The sequence below is a fragment of the Enhygromyxa salina genome (assembly GCF_002994615.1).
Classification (GTDB): Bacteria; Myxococcota_A; Polyangia; order Nannocystales; family Nannocystaceae; genus Plesiocystis; species Plesiocystis salina_A.
Window position 1 is genome coordinate 13124 of record NZ_PVNK01000190.1, and the last position, 16836, is coordinate 29959.

A 16836-nucleotide genomic window follows, 5' to 3' on the forward strand; every position below is an offset into this window, starting at 1 on the left:
CGCGTGAGCGCCCAGGGGGCGCGCAGATCGAGCCGGCGCGTCGCGCCCGGACTCGCGCGGGGCGACGGAGGTCGGCGCGCCCACTTTTGAGATGTCCGAATTTTTGGGGCAAGACCACACCACCCCGAAGTTAGTGCAAGGGGCCGTGACGCTGAGCAGGTGACAACGCAAACGACCGCTTCTGCAAGATGGTCGGCGTGCAGCTGTCGCCGCCGAGGGGGGTAGCGCAAGCTCCGCGTCGAGGCGGTTTTCTTGCATGCTGCGCAAGACGAGCATTGCGAGCTCGCAGCGCGTGGACTCCAAGCTGCTAGCGCTTCTCGTCGAGGACGAGCTCGCCGGCGTAGTCCTCGACGATCACCCGCTCGGGCGTGAAGTTGGCGGGGCTGGGGCGCAGCGTCAGCGTGAAGCGGCCCGGGTCGGACTCTCCGATCTCGAGGTGAAGGCCGAACTGTGTCTGGGTATCACGGTCGGGGTTGCCGACCGCGACCACGTCGGCATAGTCGACGGTCCGCGACTCGCCGCCGCCCTCGAGGGTGATCGCCTGGATGGTCATGGGGTGGTCGGGGATGTCGAGCACGACCGCGTTGCCGTTGAACTCGACCCCCGGCGTGGGCATGTCGGCGTGGGGCAGGAGCTCGAGGGGGTTGTGGGCCAGGCTCTCGTCGGCGCCCTTGTGCTCGACGCCGAGCATGTAGTTCATGTGGAGGTGCTCCGAGCTGGAGCCCGTGCTGCCGCTGCGCCCGAGCGTGGTCCCGGCGTTGACGGTGTCGCCAGCGTCGACCGAGATCTTGCTCAGGTGGAGGTACGCGGACTTCTCGCCTCCGCCGTGGTCGATCAGGACCCAGTTGCCGGGGCCGGTCTGGCCGTTCCACTCGACGGTCTTCTCGACGGTCCCGGCCTTGATCGCGCGGACCTTGGTGCCCTCGGGCACGGGGAAGTCGATGCCCGCGTGGAAGTCGTAGCTGCCGCTTTGATCACGGGGGCCGAAGGGGGCGCTGACTTGGTCGGCGTCGGACTCGGCGGAATTGGCGATCGGCCAGACGACCTCTTCGCTGCCGCAGCCGAGCGAGAGGGTCGTGAGGAAGATCGTCGCTGCGAGCTCGAGGCGCATGCTCGCAGGTTATGATACGGCCAGCGCTCGTGCCAGAGGGGAGCCTCGAGGTCCCGCGCGAAACTGGGACCCTCTGTTTTGGGGTTCGCGGTGGGTGAGGCTGAGTCTTGGCCGTTGGGGTCCGCGCATGGCTGGAGGAGGTCCGAGTTCGGGGCGGCGCCTCTCCATCGTTCGTTGATGAGGCTGAGCCTTGGCCGTTGGGGTCCGCGCATGGCTGGAGGAGGTCCGAGTTCGGGGCGTCGCCTCTCCATCTGGGGTGCAGAGGGCTCTTGGTGCGGCATCGCCATGTCGGTCGGGTGGGCGTCGAAGGTGCTTTTCGTACGGCGATACCCCGAACTCGGACCACCTCCAGCCTTTCTTGCGCTCTGCTCATTGCGGGGGGTGACCCCGCTCCGAAGCGCTGGGGGGCATCCGCGGTGGGGAGCTCGGGGTCGTTGATGAGGCTGAGTCTTGGCCGTTGGGGTCCGCGCATGGCTGGAGGAGGTCCGAGTTCGGGGCGTCGCCTCTCCATCTGGGGTGCAGAAGGCTCTTGGTGGGAAACCCCCATGTCGGTCGGGTGGGCGTCGAAGGTGCTTTTCGTACGGCGATACCCCGAACTCGGACCACCTCCAGCCTTTCTTGCGCTCTGCTCATTGCGGGGGGGACCCCGCTCCGAAGCGCTGGGGGGCATCTCGGCGGCCGTGCGTGGCAAAGTTGCAGACGCTTGGGGGCGCTAAAGGAGCCCCCTTTTAGGGGGCCACGGAGACCACGGCGAAGCTCATACCAGCCCACCGAGGGAGGGAGCGCAGCGACCGAGCGACCGGCCGCTTGCGGCCGTGCGTGGCAGAGTCGCAGATAGTCGGGGGGGTCTAAAGGAGCCGGGTCTAAAGGTAGCTCTCGTAGACTCGGTGGGTCAGGTTGAGCTCGAGCGGCCCGTCGGCGGCGGCGCAGCGCACGAAGTCCCAGGCGTTCGGCGTCGCAACGTTCACGCCGCTGCCATCGACTGCGTGGGTGCCGGGGTCCCACTCGATGAAGTTGATGTCGTCGAGGAACAGCTCGCCGTCGCCGCCGCCGGCCGGGGGGTAGTGACGGAAGTAGACCTTGAGCTTGTCGGCGTTGGCGGGGGCCGTGACGTCGATCGTGAACCGCGACCAGTCGAAGTCGCCGTCGAAGTTCTGGTACTGGATCGTGTGGGAGATTGTGGAGCCGCTGCTGGTCATCCAGAGCACGGTCACGCTGAACTCGCCGGCGTTCTCGCCCTTGTGCCAGCCGCTGATCGTCATGTCGCGGCCCGCGTTGATCTCGAGGCTGTTGCCCATCCACAGGCTCGTGCGGCTGGAGTAGGAGTCCTTGCGCAGGAGCACGGCCGCGCCGGTGCCCGTGTGGGTCTCGCTGCCCTGGATGTAGCGGCTGCTCGACTGGACCCACAGATCGCCCTCGAGGTAGGCGTTGTCGACGTCTGGGTCCTCGAAGTCCCCGATCCCGAGCAGATCGCGGCCGAGCTCGCAGGTCGCGGGGGCGTCGCTCGACAGGGCCGCGAGCGCGTCGGTGCTGGTGTAGGGATCGAGGGTCACGAGGCCGGTCGAGCCGTCGACGACGTCGACGTCGCGAGCGTCGAGGAGATCCGTGGTCAAGACCTCGCTCTCGTCAGCGGCGACGACCAGGCGGCCGCCCTCGGCGAAGACGACGGCGCGATCGAAGCCGCTGACCGAAGCCTCGGCGGTCGACAGGTGCGCGACGTGGCGGCCCATGTCGGCGAGCCCGGCACCGACGAGGGGGCGCGGGGCGTAGTCGTCGAGGCGGACCGGGGCGAGCCGAACGCGCTCGACGGCGGGGCCGCTGGGGCCCTCGGCGATGTCGACGATCGCGAGGTAGGACCGAAAGGTCTCGTAGATCTCCTGGTCGAACACGATGTTGCCGAGCGAGCCGAACACGAAGCGCGGTCCGTCGCCCGCGTCGATGACCGAGACCCCGTGGGTCACGTGGGGGTGATGGGCGACGACCAAGCCCGCGCCGTGCTCGACGACCCGCTCGAAGTCCGTGTGCATGCCCGAGCTCTGGGTGAGGGCGTACTCGGTGCCGCCGTGGATGACCGGGATCGCAAACCGGCCCGCGGCGACCTCGGCGTCGACAAAGGCGTCGAGCTCGGACGAGAACGAAGGCAGCGCCCCGCCCTTGAGCGGGGCGGGCCGGGTCACGACCTGCAGCTCGGTCCCGCCGTAGCTGTAGCCGATGAAATTCGAGAAGCCCTGAAGCGAGACCTCGACGCCGTTGATGTTGGGGCGGTGGACGGCGGCGCGGGTGCTGTCGGGGTCCATGCCCGCCCCGTAGGCGGGGAGGCCGATCGTGTCGAGGTGAAACAGGGTCTCGGCCAGGCCGAGATCGAGGTGGTCGTAGATGTGGTTGTTGCCGAGGCTGACCGAGTCGACCCCAACGCCCGGGAGCTCGGCGGCGCTCTCGGAGTGCGCGGCGAACACGTAGCTCTTGCTGGGGTGCGGCGTCGAGAGGTCGTCGGTCACCGGGGTCTCGAGGTTGATCGCCGTGTGATCGTCGGCCTCGAGCAGCGGCTCGATGTAGCGAAACAGCGCCTCGGTGTCTGACTCGAGGCTCTCGAGGTGGAGCAGACCGTCGTCGAACATCCGCCGGTCGAACATCGTGTCGCCCGCGAAGGTCATGCGCGCGCGGCCAAATTGCTCGGCCACGAGCTCGATGTCGCCGAATTCCACGGTGGTTTCGCCGAGCTCGACCTGAAGGTTGACCGGCAAGATCTCGCTGTAGTAGCCGGGCATGCTGACCTCGAGCAGCGCGTTGCGGCGCTCGAGGCCGTTGAGCTCGAAGTCGCCCCCGCTCCACGCCATCGTCGCTTCGCCGTCGTTGGCGATGTTGTCACCCCACGCGATCAAGCGCAGCTGCGCGCCCTCGACCGGCAGGCCCTCGCTGTCGACGACGCGGCCGTGGAGCGCGATCGGCGTGGCCAAGACCAGATCCTGGTAGGCTTGTTCCTCGTCGTCGAATTGGTACGCGTGAACCAGCGGGGCGGCGATCACGGAGGTGAGGGCAGCTGCGGTCAAGCCGATCCAGAAGGGGCAGCTGTGGGGGTAACGAGCGAAAATTGACATGTCGACAATATTTGGAGGTGTTCTGGATTGCTACTGAAACACCCTCCATCCTCAATCAACGATTACCATGGTCTGACCTTTTTTGAATAGTGTGTAGTTTTCATCATGTAAGTGTGCGAAAACGCTGGGGCGCTACGCCACAGTCACGTGGTACTATGCAAATAGTTTGAGGTTTGATGAAATAGGCTGAATGTGGGCGATGACATTACACGCGCGCACATTCCCACATAACAGTCTTGGAGACGATAAAGACAGCCTCGAGGCCGAGTCAGGTCGCGAGTTCCTGCTACCCTCGGCCGCAAGTGACGAGCGAGCACGTTCACATTGCGATCGTCGGCGCGGGGTTCTCGGGGCTCGGCGCGGCCATACGCCTCCGCCAGGCCGGCATCCACGAGTTCGTGATCCTCGAGCGCGACGAGGAGATCGGCGGGGTCTGGCGCGACAACCTCTATCCGGGCTGCGCCTGCGACGTCGAGTCGCCGCTCTATAGCTTCTCGTTCGCGCCGAACCCGGGCTGGTCGCGGATGTACTCCCCGCAGGCGGAGATCCTCGCCTATCTCCGGCGCTGCGCCGACGAACACGGGGTCCGCGCGCACTTGCGCCTTGGCCACGCGGTCAGCGAGGCGGTGTGGGATCCTGACCACAGGCGCTGGGCGCTCGAGACCTCGCGCGGACGCTTCACCGCCGACGTGCTGATCGCCGGGACGGGCGGGTTGAGCGAGCCGCGCGTGCCCGAGCTGCGCGGGCGCGAGCGCTTCGAGGGCCGCGCGTTTCACTCGGCGCGCTGGGACGCGGAGGCGCCGCTGAGCGGTCGCGTCGCGGTCGTCGGGACCGGGGCCTCGGCGGTCCAGATCGTGCCCAACATCGTCGACCGGGTCGGGCAGCTCAAGCTGTTTCAGCGGACCCCCGCGTGGGTGGTCCCGCGCAAGGATCGGGCCTTTAGCAGGCTCGAGCAGCGGATGTTCGCGCTCGCGCCCTTCACCCAGCGGATGCTGCGGGCGCAGCTGTACCTGCGTCACGAGAGCTTCCTGCTCGGGTTTCGCAACCCCGCGCTGATGAGGCTCGTCCAGCGTCGGGCGCTGCGCTACCTCGCCGACCAGGTCCCCGACCGCGAGCTGCGCGCGCGCCTGCGGCCCAACTTCACCTTGGGGTGCAAGCGCATCCTGGTCTCGGACGACTACTACCCGGCGCTCACCCGAGACAAGGTCGAGGTCGTCAGCGCGGGGGTCCGCGAGGTCGTGGGCTCGGGCCTCGTCGACACCGAGGGCCGGACCCACGAGGTGGACACGATCATCTGGGCGACCGGCTTCGAGGTCGCCGAGCCGCCCTTCGCCCGCTACGTGCGCGGGCGCAGCGGCGACAGCCTCGCGCAGGTCTGGCGCGGCAGCCCCAAGGCCTACCTCGGGACCACGGTCGCGGGCTTCCCCAACCTGTTCTTGCTGACCGGGCCGAACACGGGGCTCGGTCACAGCTCGATGCTCCTGATGATCGAGGCCCAGCTCGAGCTGATCCTCGGGGCCGTGCGCGAGCTTGGCCGCGGGGCGGTCACGATCGAGCCGGATCCGCAGGTCCAGGCCCGCTTCGTCGAGGAGATCGAGCGCGGCGGTGCGGGCACGGTGTGGACGGCCGGGGGCTGCTCGAGCTGGTACCTCGACGGGACCGGGCGCAACTCCACGCTGTGGCCGTGGTCAACCTTCTCGTACATGCGCCGGGCGAAGTTCGAGCGCGGCGACTACGTGATTGAGGACGCATGATCACCCTCGACAACATCTCCAAGCGCTACGGCTCGCAGCTGCTCTACGTCGACGCCTCGATGAGCGTGTTCCGGGGCGAGAAGATCGGGCTCGTCGGGCCCAACGGCGCGGGCAAGTCGACGATCTTCCGGTTGATCGTCGGCGAGGACGAGCCCGATGAGGGCGCGGTCTCGGTCGAGCGGGGCCTGACGATCGGCTACTTCGATCAGGACGTCGGCGAGCTCTCGGGCTGCTCGGTCCTGCGCGCGACGATGGCCGGGGCCGGCGAGGTCTCGGCCCTCGCGACCGAGCTCGCCGCGCTCGAGCAGGCCATGGCCGACCCCGCCCGCGGCGACGAGCTCGAGGCCCTCGTCGAGCGCTACGGCGAGGTTCAGCCCCGCTACGACGCGCTCGGCGGCTACGAGCTCGAGCCGCGCGCGCACGCGATCCTGGCCGGGCTCGGCTTCGAGGCCGATCGCGTCGCCGCCGACGTCGGTGAGCTCTCGGGCGGCTGGAAGATGCGCGTGGCCCTCGCGCGGATCCTGCTCATGGGCCCCGACGTCCTGCTGCTCGACGAGCCGACCAACCACCTCGACATCGAGTCGATCCTGTGGCTCGAGGGCTTCTTGCGCGAGTTCTCGGGCGCGGTCGTGATGACCTCGCACGACCGTGAGCTGCTCAACCGCCTCGTGACCAAGATCGTCGAGATCGACGGCGGCGAGCTCACGACCTACACGGGCGACTTCGACTTCTACGAGCAGCAGCGCGAGCTCGCGGCGGCCCAGCACGAGGCCCAGTACGCGCGCCAGGAGGCCGCGCTGGCCAAGGAGCGGGCGTTCATCGCTCGCTTCGCCGCGCGGGCCAGCCACGCCGCCCAGGTCCAGTCGCGGGTCAAGAAGCTCGACAAGATCGAGAAGCTCGATCCGCCGCGCCGCCGCAAGATCGTCGACTTCGAGTTCCCCAAGCCGCCGCGCTCGGGCAACGACGTCGTCCGCTTCGAGGGCGTCGACAAGCGCTACGGGGCCAAGGTGATCTACGAGGGCTTCTCGCTGACCGTGCGTCGGCTCGAGCGCTGGGCGATCATGGGCATCAACGGGGCCGGCAAGTCGACGCTGCTCAAGCTGATCGCCGGGCGCACCCAGGCTGACGCGGGCAGCGTGACGATCGGCGCGAGCGTGACCCTCGGCTACTACGCCCAGCACGCGATGGAGCTGCTCGACCCGACCCAGACCGTGCTCGAGGCGCTGCAGGTCGAGCACCCCCGGGCCTCGCAGGGCTCGCTGCGCAACCTCCTGGGCGCGTTCGGGTTCTCGGGCGACGACGTCGACAAGCCCTGCCGCGTGCTCTCGGGCGGCGAGAAGGCCCGGGTCGCGCTGGCCAAGATGCTCTACGTGCCGCCAAACTTCCTGGTCCTCGACGAGCCGAGCAACCACCTCGATCTCGACACCAAGCAGATGTTGGTCCGGGCGCTGAAAGACTTCGAGGGCACGATGGTGTTCGTGTCGCACGACCGGGCCTTCTTGGCCCAGCTGTCCAACCGCGTGTTGGAGATCGGCCCCGAGGGCGCGCGGAGCTACGGCGGCGGGTACCTCGAGTACGTCGCGCAGACCAGGCGCGAGGCGCCGGGCGCACGCTGAGATCGGCGAGAGTTGCACGAGTAGCCACGGCGCCCAGATTTGCCTAACGTCGAGCAGGTGACCGCCCGACGCCCGCTGATCATCGTGGCCGCGCTGCTGCTCGCGCCGGCCCTCGCCTGTGAGCCGGACGCGGCCAAGGACAGGGCCAAGGACAGGGCCAAGGAGGTCGGTGAGCAGGCCAAGGACAAGGCGGGCGAGCTCGCCGAGGACGCGGTCGACAAGAGCAAGGAGCTGTGGGCCGAGCGCAACGGCGAGCTCAGCGAGGGGGCCAAGAGCATCTTCGCCAAGGGCGCGAGCGCCTCGGGCGAGGGCGTCGAGGCGCTGCTGAGCAAGGGCCAGCAGGTCGCGCCGGTCGCCGTCGAGATCGGCAAGTCGCTCCAGTCGATGATCGACAGCGACGTCGACATCGAGCCGATTGTCCAGAAGCTCGACGATGACGACGCGCAGGCGCAGCTCGACCTGCGCATCAAGGACATGCCCCGGGTCGAGACGATCGACGGCGTCGACGTGGGGTTCAAGGACGTGACCCAGTGGGACTCGGGCGGGCGCGAGACCGAGTCGGCCTACCTGATTTTATGGCGAGCCGACGAGCGCCTCCTCGGCCTGGTCTACCGCTCGCGCAAGCGGATCAACATCGACAAGATGGTCGAAGAGGCGCCGCACCTGCTGAGCCTCGCGCAGGGGGTGCTGTGAGCCTCGAACGCCGACTGCTGCGTCAGATCTCGCGCCTGAACCGGCGGTTCACGCTGATCGAGCCCGGCGACAAGATCATGGTTGCGATCTCGGGCGGCAAGGACTCGTGGGCCATGCTCCACCTCCTGCGCGCCTACGCGCGGATGCTGCCCTTCGACTACGAGCTCGTCGCCGTCAACCTCGACCAGGGCCACCCCGGCTTCCCGGTCGAGGTCCTGCGCGAGCATCTCGACACCCACGGCTTCGCCCACCACCTCGTCGCGCGCGACACCGCGACGGTCGTCAAGGCCAACACCAAGCCGGGCAAGGCCTACTGCTCGCTGTGCTCGCGCCTGCGTCGCGGGATCTTGTACGACGTCGCCGCTTCGCTCGGCGCGACCAAGATCGCCCTCGGCCACCACCGCGACGACGTGATCGAGACCTTGCTGCTCAACATGTTCTACGCCGGTCAGCTCAAGGCGATGCCGGCCAAGCTGCGCTCCGACGACGGGCGCAACGTGATCATCCGGCCGCTCGCGAGCTGCGCCGAGGCCGAGATCGCCGCCTACGCGCAGGAGCAGGCGTTCCCGATCGTGCCCTGCGACCTGTGCGGCTCCCAGGCCCAGCTCAAGCGCCAGGAGGTCAAGCGCCTGCTCGCCACGCTCGAGCGCGACAACCCGCTGTTGCGCAAGAACCTGCTCGCCGCCGTCGGCAACGTCAAACCCTCGCACCTGTGGGATCCGGCGCTCGACCGCGCCGAGGGCGAGGACGAGCCCAACAAGGAGCTCGAGCCCGCGGGGGCCGAGCTCGTCTCGCTGAGGATCGAATGACAGCCTCCCAAACCATGACTCGTCGTCGGCTGCTGGTGGGCGCGCTCGGCATCGCGGGCCTGTTCGCGATCGGCTGCGGGGAGTCCTGCGCCTGCAACAACCCGGTGCCCGAGGCCGCCGAGGTCACGGTCTACGTCGTGCGCCACGCCGAAAAGCAGCAGCTGCCCGGCGACGCGATGGGTGCAAGGGACAAAGACCCGCCCTTGTCGCGCGAGGGGCAGCTGCGGGCGATGAGCCTGACCGAAGACATCCCCGTCAACGAGCTCGACGCCGTCTACGTGACCAAGACCAAGCGCAGCGAGGACACCGCCTCGGCCGTCGTCGCGCTGATCGGCGTCGATCCGATCCACTACCCCCCGCGCGACGTCGAGGGCCTCGTTCAGCGCCTGCGCAAGCGCCACGGACAGAGCGTCCTCGTGGTCGGACACTCGAACACGATCCCGCCGCTGCTGAAGGGCCTCGGGGTCGAGGACGCCGTCGCGATCCCCGAGGATCAGTACGGTGACCTGTGGGTCGTCAAGCTCGCCGGGGGCGAGGCCACGCTCGAGACCCGGAGCTTCGGCGAGTCGGCCGAGCGCTTCGACCCCGGGCGTTGAGCTCGGCGCCAGCGCGAGCCCGAGCCCCGCCCGCGTTCAGGCCGAGGGCTCGGCCGCGTCCGGCTCGGGCGGCCGCCGCCAGAACAAGGGCCGCTCGGTCACCGCTTCGTAGCGCTCGGCGTAGTCCGGGTGGATGGTCCCGAAGATGCGATCCCACCAGGTGAAGTAAGCGGCGAAGTTATAGGCGCCGTCTTCGTGGTGCATGTTGTGAAAGACCGAGGTCCCCAGGTACTTCCCGATGCGGCTGCGCGCGACCCAGCGAGGGAGGATCTCGAAGCCGAGGTGGACGTAGGCCTCGACGAAGGTGAAGAAGAACACGAACACCCACAAGACCACGCGGTTGATCGGCACCACGAGCAACACCAGCGGTAAGTACAGCCCGAGGATCAGGGCCTCGAGGATCGCAAAGCTGTAGCCGGCCAGCGGCGAGGGCTGGGCCGGAGCGAGGTCGCGACGTCGGCGCGGTCGAGCTCCTGCGCGCGAGCGTCGAGCTCGCCGACGCCCAGGTCGAGGCAGCCCGCGAGCACGCGATCAAGGCCAAGGTGATCTGCGAGGTCGAGCTGCTCGAGGCCGGGGAGGGGGGCGATCCCGAGCTGCTCCGGTCGAACCGGCTCGACCTCGGCGACGCGCTCGTGATGCGGGCCGGGCCCGATGACCGCGCGCGGGCGGCGTCGGTCTACGAGGCCGCGCTGGTCGGCTGTGGGGCGGACCCGTCGCTGTGCTCGATCCTCGCAGCGAAGCTCGCGCAGGCGCGCAGTCATTGACCGAACGGCCGTCCCGCGCCACGATGCTGGTATGCAGTGGCCCCGGCGCGCGGAGGATCAATGAGCAGCGATCACGACGGTGGCGTGGGTGAAGCTCCGACAGCCGACCCGGGCGAGGGGGCGATCGCCTTTGTCGACGCGGCGACACGAGTCAGCCGCCCGAGCGCATTTGATGGCTGGTACTACAAGATCGAAGACACGATCGGGCAGGGCACGATCGGGATGGGCGTGTGCTTCATCGTCTTCATGGTGATCTTGCTGGCGGCGATGTGGTTCAGCCCGATTTGAGCTCGGCCCGCCGTCGACACGCGGCCGCCGTCTCTTCGTCGTCGCGGGCCGTGAACACCTGGGCCAGACGCTCCCAATCTTTGGCCTCGAGCGTCAGGTGTTCGCGCTCGAGCTCGTCGACCTCGCGGTAAATTTTGCCGGCCAGGCGGTTCATGCCGCCGTGGAGCGCGAGCGAGATCGCCGAGGCGGCGGCCTTGCGACGCTCGCTCTCGTGCCCCTCCTCGCCCGCGAGGATCCGGGCGATCTCGGCCGGGACGGCGGGCGAGCGCGGGTGCTCTTCAGCCAGGGCGCGGAGCTTGGCCAGCGCGCCGTCGAGGTCGCCGCCCTTGAAGCGACTGCGAGCCTTGGCGATCTCTCCGAGGAGGCCGCCGCTGAGCTCGAGCTTGGTGTACGAGCCGCTGGCGCTGGCCGTCATCAGCGCCGACAACACTTGCATGGCTTGATCAGGCGGAAGCTCGCGGACGTCGGGCGCCGGCGGATCGGCGAGGCGCTCGGCCGAGGCCCGGACCCGGATGATCGTGAACGCCAGGGCACCGATCGCCGCGCCGATCAGCACGCCGAGGAGGCCGCCGAGGGGCCCCGCGTAGCTCCAGCCCAACAAGCTGCCGCCGCCGAGGGAGATGACGACCAGCGTGATGGCGAGCGCCGCCGGGCGCCCGCGCAGCTCGAACGCGTCTCCTCGTTCATGCTCGTCCATGCCCGGTCAATGTAGTCGATCGCCTGGGGTCCTCGAAAGCACCGATTGGCTGGCGCCTGCGGACGTGGCCGTGCGAGCATGGTCGACATGCGTTTTCGCGCCGGTCGCCTCGGAGCCCTCAGAGCCCTCGCTGGGGTCGGGTCCCTCGCGCTGCTCCTCGGCCCGGCGTCGGCCCAGGCCTCGGGGCTCGACGTGCCCCAGATCGGCACGACCTTCTCGAGCCCGACGACCAACGACGCCGCCGCGCTGTACTGGAACCCGGCGATGCTCGGCTTCTCCGAGCGGGGCGAGGTCATGCTGACCCTCGGGGTCGTGGCCGGCGCGGTCGGCTACCAGCGCGATCGCCTCGGCGTCTACCAGCTCGAGGACTCGCTCGAGTTCGCCGAGCCGATCGATCCAGCCTACCTCGACGCGAGCAAGACCGGCGCCTACCCCAAGGTCAGCTCGCCGATCTTTTCGCCCAACTTTGGGACCTTCGTGTCGGCCCCGGTCATCAAAGACCGCCTGACCCTCGGGTTCGGCGCCTACGTGCCCTACGCCGCGCCGCTGAGCTTCGCCGAGGACGGGCCCCAGCGCTTCGCCCTCCAGGATGTGTTCATCGCGGTCGCGCGGGTCTCGGCCGGGCTCGGGGTCAAGGTTCACGATCGGGTCTCGCTCGGCGCGAGTGGGTCTTACGTGTTCGGTGTCGCGGCGCTCAAACGGATCCAAGACTTCGCCGCGGTGCCCGTGTTCGGCGACGCGCTCGAGAACCCGCCGATCAACCAGCCCAATGACTTTGGCGACGACGCGCCGTCGACCGTCCGCGAGCTGTCGGTGCTCGCGCGGCCCTTCGCGCTGACCGACGCCTACTCGCACAACGCCACCTTCAACGTCGCGCTCGCCGCCAACCCGATCGACCCGCTGTGGCTCGGGCTGACCTACGACCACGGCTCGCGGCTGAACTTCAACGGCCAGTTTCAGCTCGACATGGACGACGAGTTCTTCACCCAGGACCTCGCCGGTCAGGGGCTGTCGTTCCCGCCGCTGGTCACGGGCGACGCCAAGCTCAGCTTTCGCCTGGCCAAGCGGATCATGCTCGGCGTCGCCTACGACATCAGCGAGCGCCTCCGCGTCGACGGCAATTTCGCCTACGTGTTCTGGTCGGATCTCGACGCCTTCGAGATCACCCTCGACTCGCCCGATCTCGCCCAGCCCGCGATCGGGCTCCCGGCCAAGACCACGGTCGCCCTGCGCCGCGACTGGAAGGGCACCGTCCACGCCGAGCTCAGCGTCCGCGCGAGCGTGGGCGCCCGCGAGCGCGTGCGGCTGTCGGGCACCGTCGGCTATCACTCGGGCGCGAGCCCCGACGCGACCGTCGACGTGGCCTCACCCGACGGCCACCGCCTGCTCGGGGCCCTCGGCGTCGCCGTGCAGATCAACGAGCGGATCGGCGTTCTCGCCGATGGCGAGGTCCAGGGCATCTTGCCGCGCACGGTCACCAGCTCGGCCTTCGACCTCGGCAACGGCACCTACGAGATGGTCCTCGGCGGCGTGCACTTGCACCTGGTCGTCAAGTTCGGCAAGGGCGGCAAGGTGCTCGGGGCCAAGGCCGAGGCGGCGCCGGAGCCGGCCGCGGAGTGACCCGTGAGCGAGACCGAGCAGTGGTCCGTCAAGAACGGACATTGCTCCGCATCTTTGCGAGCGGCGCTCACCGCGCTGCGCTGACTCTTCCGTGACCCGACTCTGAATCTGGCCCCGAACCAGCCTTCAGGGGTGGTAAGTTGGGTCGTCCAGGAGTTTGTCGCTTTGCACCTACCTCGCTCGTTTCGTCTCGGATCTCCACTGGTCTCGCTCTGCTTGCTGACCCCGGCCTGTGGTGACGACGACGTCGGAGGCGGGAGCGCAGACCTGGGGGAGGAGGGCGCGGGCACGGGCGAGACCGGGGGCGAGACCGAGGGCTCGGAGGGCGAGGGCGAGTTCGGCCCCGAGACCGAGCTGACCTTGCGCATCAACGACGAGGCGCCGCCGGACCTGGTCCTGCAGATGGGCCGCGACGAGGTCGCGGAGCTGTTCGGCGAGGTCGCCAGCGAGATCGAGCTGCTCGAGCTCGACTCGACCCCGCTGCTGACCAACACCCTCAACGCGATCAAGTACGCGTGCGGCGACGACTGGGAGCTCGACAGCGAGGACCCCAACCACGACTGCTCGCAGACGGCGCTCGGTCAGAGCTTCGGCGGCGGCAACTGGCAGACCTCGCCCGAGTTCTCGATGGTCCGGATCCTGACGATGACCCCGGCCAACTCGGTCGTCAAAGGCACGAGCCTCGAGAGCGTGCAGGGCCTGACCGACTTCCTCGCCCTGTTCACGGGCGGCTTCTCCGAGCTGATGGCCGAGTCGCTGAAGATCCCCGTGAACGAGGAATTCCTCGACACCGAGTCGGTCGTCGCCTCGCTCAAGGTCAACCTGCTCGCGACCCACCCCGAGATCTCGGACGAGGGCAAGATCACCGTGACCTTGCAGGACGCGCTCGAAGACATGGCCACGATGGCGACCCGGCTCGGGCCCGTCGGCGATCACCCGGGCGTGCTCGTGCCCGACTACCCGACCCACGGCGAGGTCTTTGGCCCCGACTTCGAGATGAAGGTCACCGCCGCGTCGAACCTCCGGGTGCTCGACGGCGCCGACCTCTCGGCCGGCAAGGACTTCATCTCGGTCATCGCCGACGTGACCGGGCCGAGCTACGACGACGAGGCCGAGTTCGACTTCAACGACCCCGACAAGTTCTCGATGACCGGGCTGGCGTCCAACCCGAGCCTCGACCTGCGCTTTGCGATCTCCGAGCACCCGGGCTTCGTCGTCTCGTGCACCGAAGACATCAGCCCGGCCTGTGTCAACAACGCCCCGGACCTGCCGATCGGCGACAGCCTCGTCTGGACCCTCGATCCCTGGGACCTCGAGTACATGGTCGCCTACGCGGGCCGGCTCCGCTACGGCGGGCTCGAGAGCGTCGTGACCAAGCTGTTCACCGACGTGGTCGAGGTCGGCCAAGACGGCAACCCGGGCGGCTGGGCGGTGTTCAACGTGCCGCTCGGCTGGCTGTTTGGCGAGCCGCCCGCGCAGTACGTGTGGGAGATGATCAACGAGGTCGCCCAGCACGATCTGCACCACCTCGATCCAGACGGCCCCGCGACCTTCGAGGAGGGCGCCGCGAACGTCGAGTTCACCCTCGACGACATCCCCTGCGGCCTCACGGGCGAGCAGGCCGAGGCCGCGGTCCGGCCCTTCCTTCAGGCCCAGGCCTCCGACATCGCCGGCTACCTGCTCGGCAACTACAAGCAAAACAGCGGCCCCGTCGACTTTTACTTCCGCCGGGCCGAAGACGGCGCGCCCTACCTGTTTTGGGTCGCGCCCGAGGACCTGCTCGACGGGCTGGACTACGGCTGGGACACGCCAGGCTTCTTCGCCGACGCGGCGCTGACCACCAAGCTGTCGGCGACCGAGCTCCCCGGCGTCGGCGACTCGAGCCACGAGAAGCTGCGGATCGAGCCGGGCGAGACCACCGTCTACGCGGCCGACGACGAGGGCGCCTCCTACCGAATTCGGATCGTCGCGCCCGCGGGGGACCCGAGCGAGATCACGGCCTACGTCGCCAAGCGGACCAACTGAGCCAACTCGATCATGCACGCCCCTCGCTTCGCTCTGCTCGGCACCCTCTCGTTCGGCCTGTTCGCCACGGGCTGCATCGAGCCGCTCGAGCTCGAGCCGCCCGCGCCCGCGCCCGAGCTCTCGGTCAGCGAGACCCGCCACATCGAGCTTCGCTACCTCCGCTTCGACGTCGAGGGCTTCGAGCAGCACCTGAGCCTCGACGATCTGCGCGCGCTGCCGCAGTCGACCCTCGACGGGGTCTGGCTCCTCGATCTCGAGCTGACCCCGCTGGTCCAAAACGCGCTCACGCAGCTCAAGCAGCTGCCCGCCGACGAGGTCGTGGAGCTGCCGCTCCCGGCCCAGAACATGCGCACGCTGCTCAACATCACGCCCGACAACGTCGACCTCTCGGGGACCTCGCTCGACGAGCTGATCGGCCTGTCGTCGGCCGTCGGCCTGCCCCCGGCCAAGGCCCTCGGCGACATCTTCGAGATCGGCGTGACCGATAATTTCATCCCGATCGAGGCCAACACCCAGGCCGTGGTCGAGGGCCTGATCGGCAGCCACCCGGCCACGCAGCTGCGCGAGGGCCCGGTCGACGCCGAGCACCCCGAGGGGCTGTGGCCGGTCGCGCCCAACTCGCTGCCGATCACCCTCGGCGACGTGGTCTCCAACTTCGACGATCTCTCGGCCCGCTTTGGCCCGATCGAGACCGAGTTTGGCATGCACCCGGGCTTCATCGAGGAGGCGGCCGGGCTGTCGGTGGTCGAGGACGAGTTCGAGATGACCGTCAAGGTCAACCTCAACGCCTTGCCCTACAAGGGCGCCGACCTGACCGATCTCAGCGGCGCCAGCGTCAACAGCATCGCCAGCCAGATCGCCACGGTGTTCCCGGTCGAGGATCCCGACTGGATGCGCGTCGAGGGCCTGGTCCCGAGCCCGTCGATCTCGCTGATGACGGTGGTCATGGTCGAGAACGATCAGTTCATCGCCAGCGGCACCGCCAAAGATCCGCTGCCAGGGGGCAACTCGCCGGCCTGGGAGCTGCCGCCGTGGGAGTTTGAGCGGGTCGTGGCCGAGATGACCATGCTCGCGGCGAAGAGCATCTCGGACCACTGCACCGAGTACGAGCTCGGGACCGGCGTCCAGGCGTTCTCGGCCTGCATCGACGCCAGCCACTGGGTCGAGTTCGAGACCTTCAACGACGTCGGCAACCCACCCCCGCCGAGCTACGCCTGGGACGTGGTCCTCGAGCTCGCGCAGGTCCGGCTCCACGACGGCGGGCTCAAAGAGGGCGACGCGGACATCGCGTTCACGCTGACCGACGTACCCCTCGGGGTCGAGGCCGACGAGATCGTCGACGAGATCCGGGCCAACATGGCCGCCGACCCCCTCGCGCTCCAGGAGCTCGCCGAGAACCTGAGCGCCAACACCGAGGGCTTCGCCGATTTCTACTACTGGAAGCCCGCGCCCGGCGGCCCGGTCGAGTGGGAGGGGGACTGGCTGTTCTTCGTCACCGCCGACGACATCCCGGTCGACGACAGCGGGCCCGCGCGGGCCTACGGCTACGAGAACCCGGGCTTCTTCGCCGACGAGGGCCTGAGCCAGAAGCTGTCGAGCACCGCCGAGGTCGACGGCGACGACTCCCACGAGAAGCTCCGGATCCAGGCCGGGGACACGGTCTACACCGAAGATGACGCGGGGCGGGTCTATCGCATCGACGTCACCGACAAGCCCAGCCCCAACCGCGTGGGTCTCGACGTGACCAGGGTCAGGTGAGCGCGAG

14 protein-coding genes are annotated in these 16836 nt (G+C 68.7%); 10 read left to right on the forward strand and 4 right to left on the reverse strand.

The window, feature by feature from the left end:
* Positions 1-307: 307 nt before the first annotated feature.
* Positions 308-1111: a M23 family metallopeptidase gene (locus ENSA5_RS22285; RefSeq protein WP_106393709.1), complete on the reverse strand. Its 804-nt coding sequence runs from the start codon at positions 1109-1111 to the stop codon at positions 308-310.
* 863 nt (positions 1112-1974) lie between these two features.
* Entirely contained in the window at positions 1975-4209 is a 2235-nt protein-coding gene (locus tag ENSA5_RS22290; protein WP_106393710.1) for a CapA family protein, read from the reverse strand.
* A 302-nt stretch (positions 4210-4511) separates the two neighbouring features.
* On the opposite strand from ENSA5_RS22290, the gene ENSA5_RS22295 reads away from it, so the two are divergent.
* The 5 genes from ENSA5_RS22295 to ENSA5_RS22310 are packed head-to-tail and all read left to right on the forward strand — an operon-like array spanning position 4512 to position 9677.
* Positions 4512-5963 carry a flavin-containing monooxygenase gene (locus tag ENSA5_RS22295; RefSeq protein ID WP_106393711.1) on the forward strand — a complete coding sequence of 484 codons (1452 nt, stop codon included), beginning with the start codon at positions 4512-4514 and terminating at the stop codon, positions 5961-5963.
* Positions 5960-7579: an ABC-F family ATP-binding cassette domain-containing protein gene (locus ENSA5_RS22300; protein ID WP_106393712.1), complete on the forward strand. Its 1620-nt coding sequence runs from the start codon at positions 5960-5962 to the stop codon at positions 7577-7579. Before ENSA5_RS22295 ends, ENSA5_RS22300 begins: the two co-directional genes overlap by 4 nt.
* A gap of 57 nt (positions 7580-7636) precedes the next feature.
* Complete coding sequence (locus ENSA5_RS36250; RefSeq protein WP_146155990.1) at positions 7637-8272, forward strand: hypothetical protein; 636 nt, start codon at positions 7637-7639, stop codon at positions 8270-8272.
* Entirely contained in the window at positions 8155-9081 is a 927-nt protein-coding gene (ttcA, locus tag ENSA5_RS22305) for a tRNA 2-thiocytidine(32) synthetase TtcA (RefSeq protein ID WP_106393713.1), read from the forward strand. Before ENSA5_RS36250 ends, ttcA begins: the two co-directional genes overlap by 118 nt.
* A 14-nt stretch (positions 9082-9095) precedes the next feature.
* Positions 9096-9677, forward strand: coding sequence for a histidine phosphatase family protein (locus tag ENSA5_RS22310; protein WP_181198031.1), 582 nt, complete (start codon positions 9096-9098; stop codon positions 9675-9677).
* 36 nt (positions 9678-9713) lie between these two features.
* Here ENSA5_RS22310 and ENSA5_RS22315 read toward each other — a convergent pair whose 3' ends face one another.
* Positions 9714-10193, reverse strand: a complete 480-nt coding sequence (locus ENSA5_RS22315; protein ID WP_106393715.1) for a sterol desaturase family protein — start codon at positions 10191-10193, stop codon at positions 9714-9716.
* Positions 10194-10219: 26 nt separating this feature from the next.
* Here ENSA5_RS22315 and ENSA5_RS22320 point away from each other — a divergent pair, with 26 nt between their 5' ends.
* Both ENSA5_RS22320 and ENSA5_RS22325 read left to right on the forward strand, forming a co-directional pair.
* Positions 10220-10441, forward strand: a complete 222-nt coding sequence (locus tag ENSA5_RS22320; protein WP_106393716.1) for a hypothetical protein — start codon at positions 10220-10222, stop codon at positions 10439-10441.
* 60 nt (positions 10442-10501) lie between these two features.
* On the forward strand, positions 10502-10729 hold the full coding sequence (locus ENSA5_RS22325; protein WP_106393717.1) for a hypothetical protein: 228 nt from the start codon (positions 10502-10504) through the stop codon (positions 10727-10729).
* Here ENSA5_RS22325 and ENSA5_RS22330 read toward each other — a convergent pair.
* On the reverse strand, positions 10716-11426 hold the full coding sequence (locus ENSA5_RS22330) for a hypothetical protein (RefSeq protein ID WP_106393718.1): 711 nt from the start codon (positions 11424-11426) through the stop codon (positions 10716-10718). The genes ENSA5_RS22325 and ENSA5_RS22330 overlap by 14 nt on opposite strands.
* An 87-nt stretch (positions 11427-11513) precedes the next feature.
* On the opposite strand from ENSA5_RS22330, the gene ENSA5_RS22335 reads away from it, so the two are divergent.
* The 3 genes from ENSA5_RS22335 to ENSA5_RS22345 all read left to right on the forward strand — a co-directional run bounded on the left by ENSA5_RS22335 (position 11514) and on the right by ENSA5_RS22345 (position 16829).
* A complete protein-coding gene (locus ENSA5_RS22335; protein WP_181198032.1) occupies positions 11514-13046 on the forward strand; it encodes an OmpP1/FadL family transporter in 1533 nt (510 codons plus the stop codon).
* A 216-nt stretch (positions 13047-13262) separates the two neighbouring features.
* Positions 13263-15071 (forward strand): hypothetical protein, encoded by a 1809-nt coding sequence (locus ENSA5_RS22340; RefSeq protein ID WP_106393720.1) that lies wholly within the window; start codon positions 13263-13265, stop codon positions 15069-15071.
* Between the two features lie 12 nt (positions 15072-15083).
* On the forward strand, positions 15084-16829 hold the full coding sequence (locus ENSA5_RS22345; RefSeq protein ID WP_106393721.1) for an acetyltransferase: 1746 nt from the start codon (positions 15084-15086) through the stop codon (positions 16827-16829).
* Positions 16830-16836 lie beyond the last annotated feature (7 nt).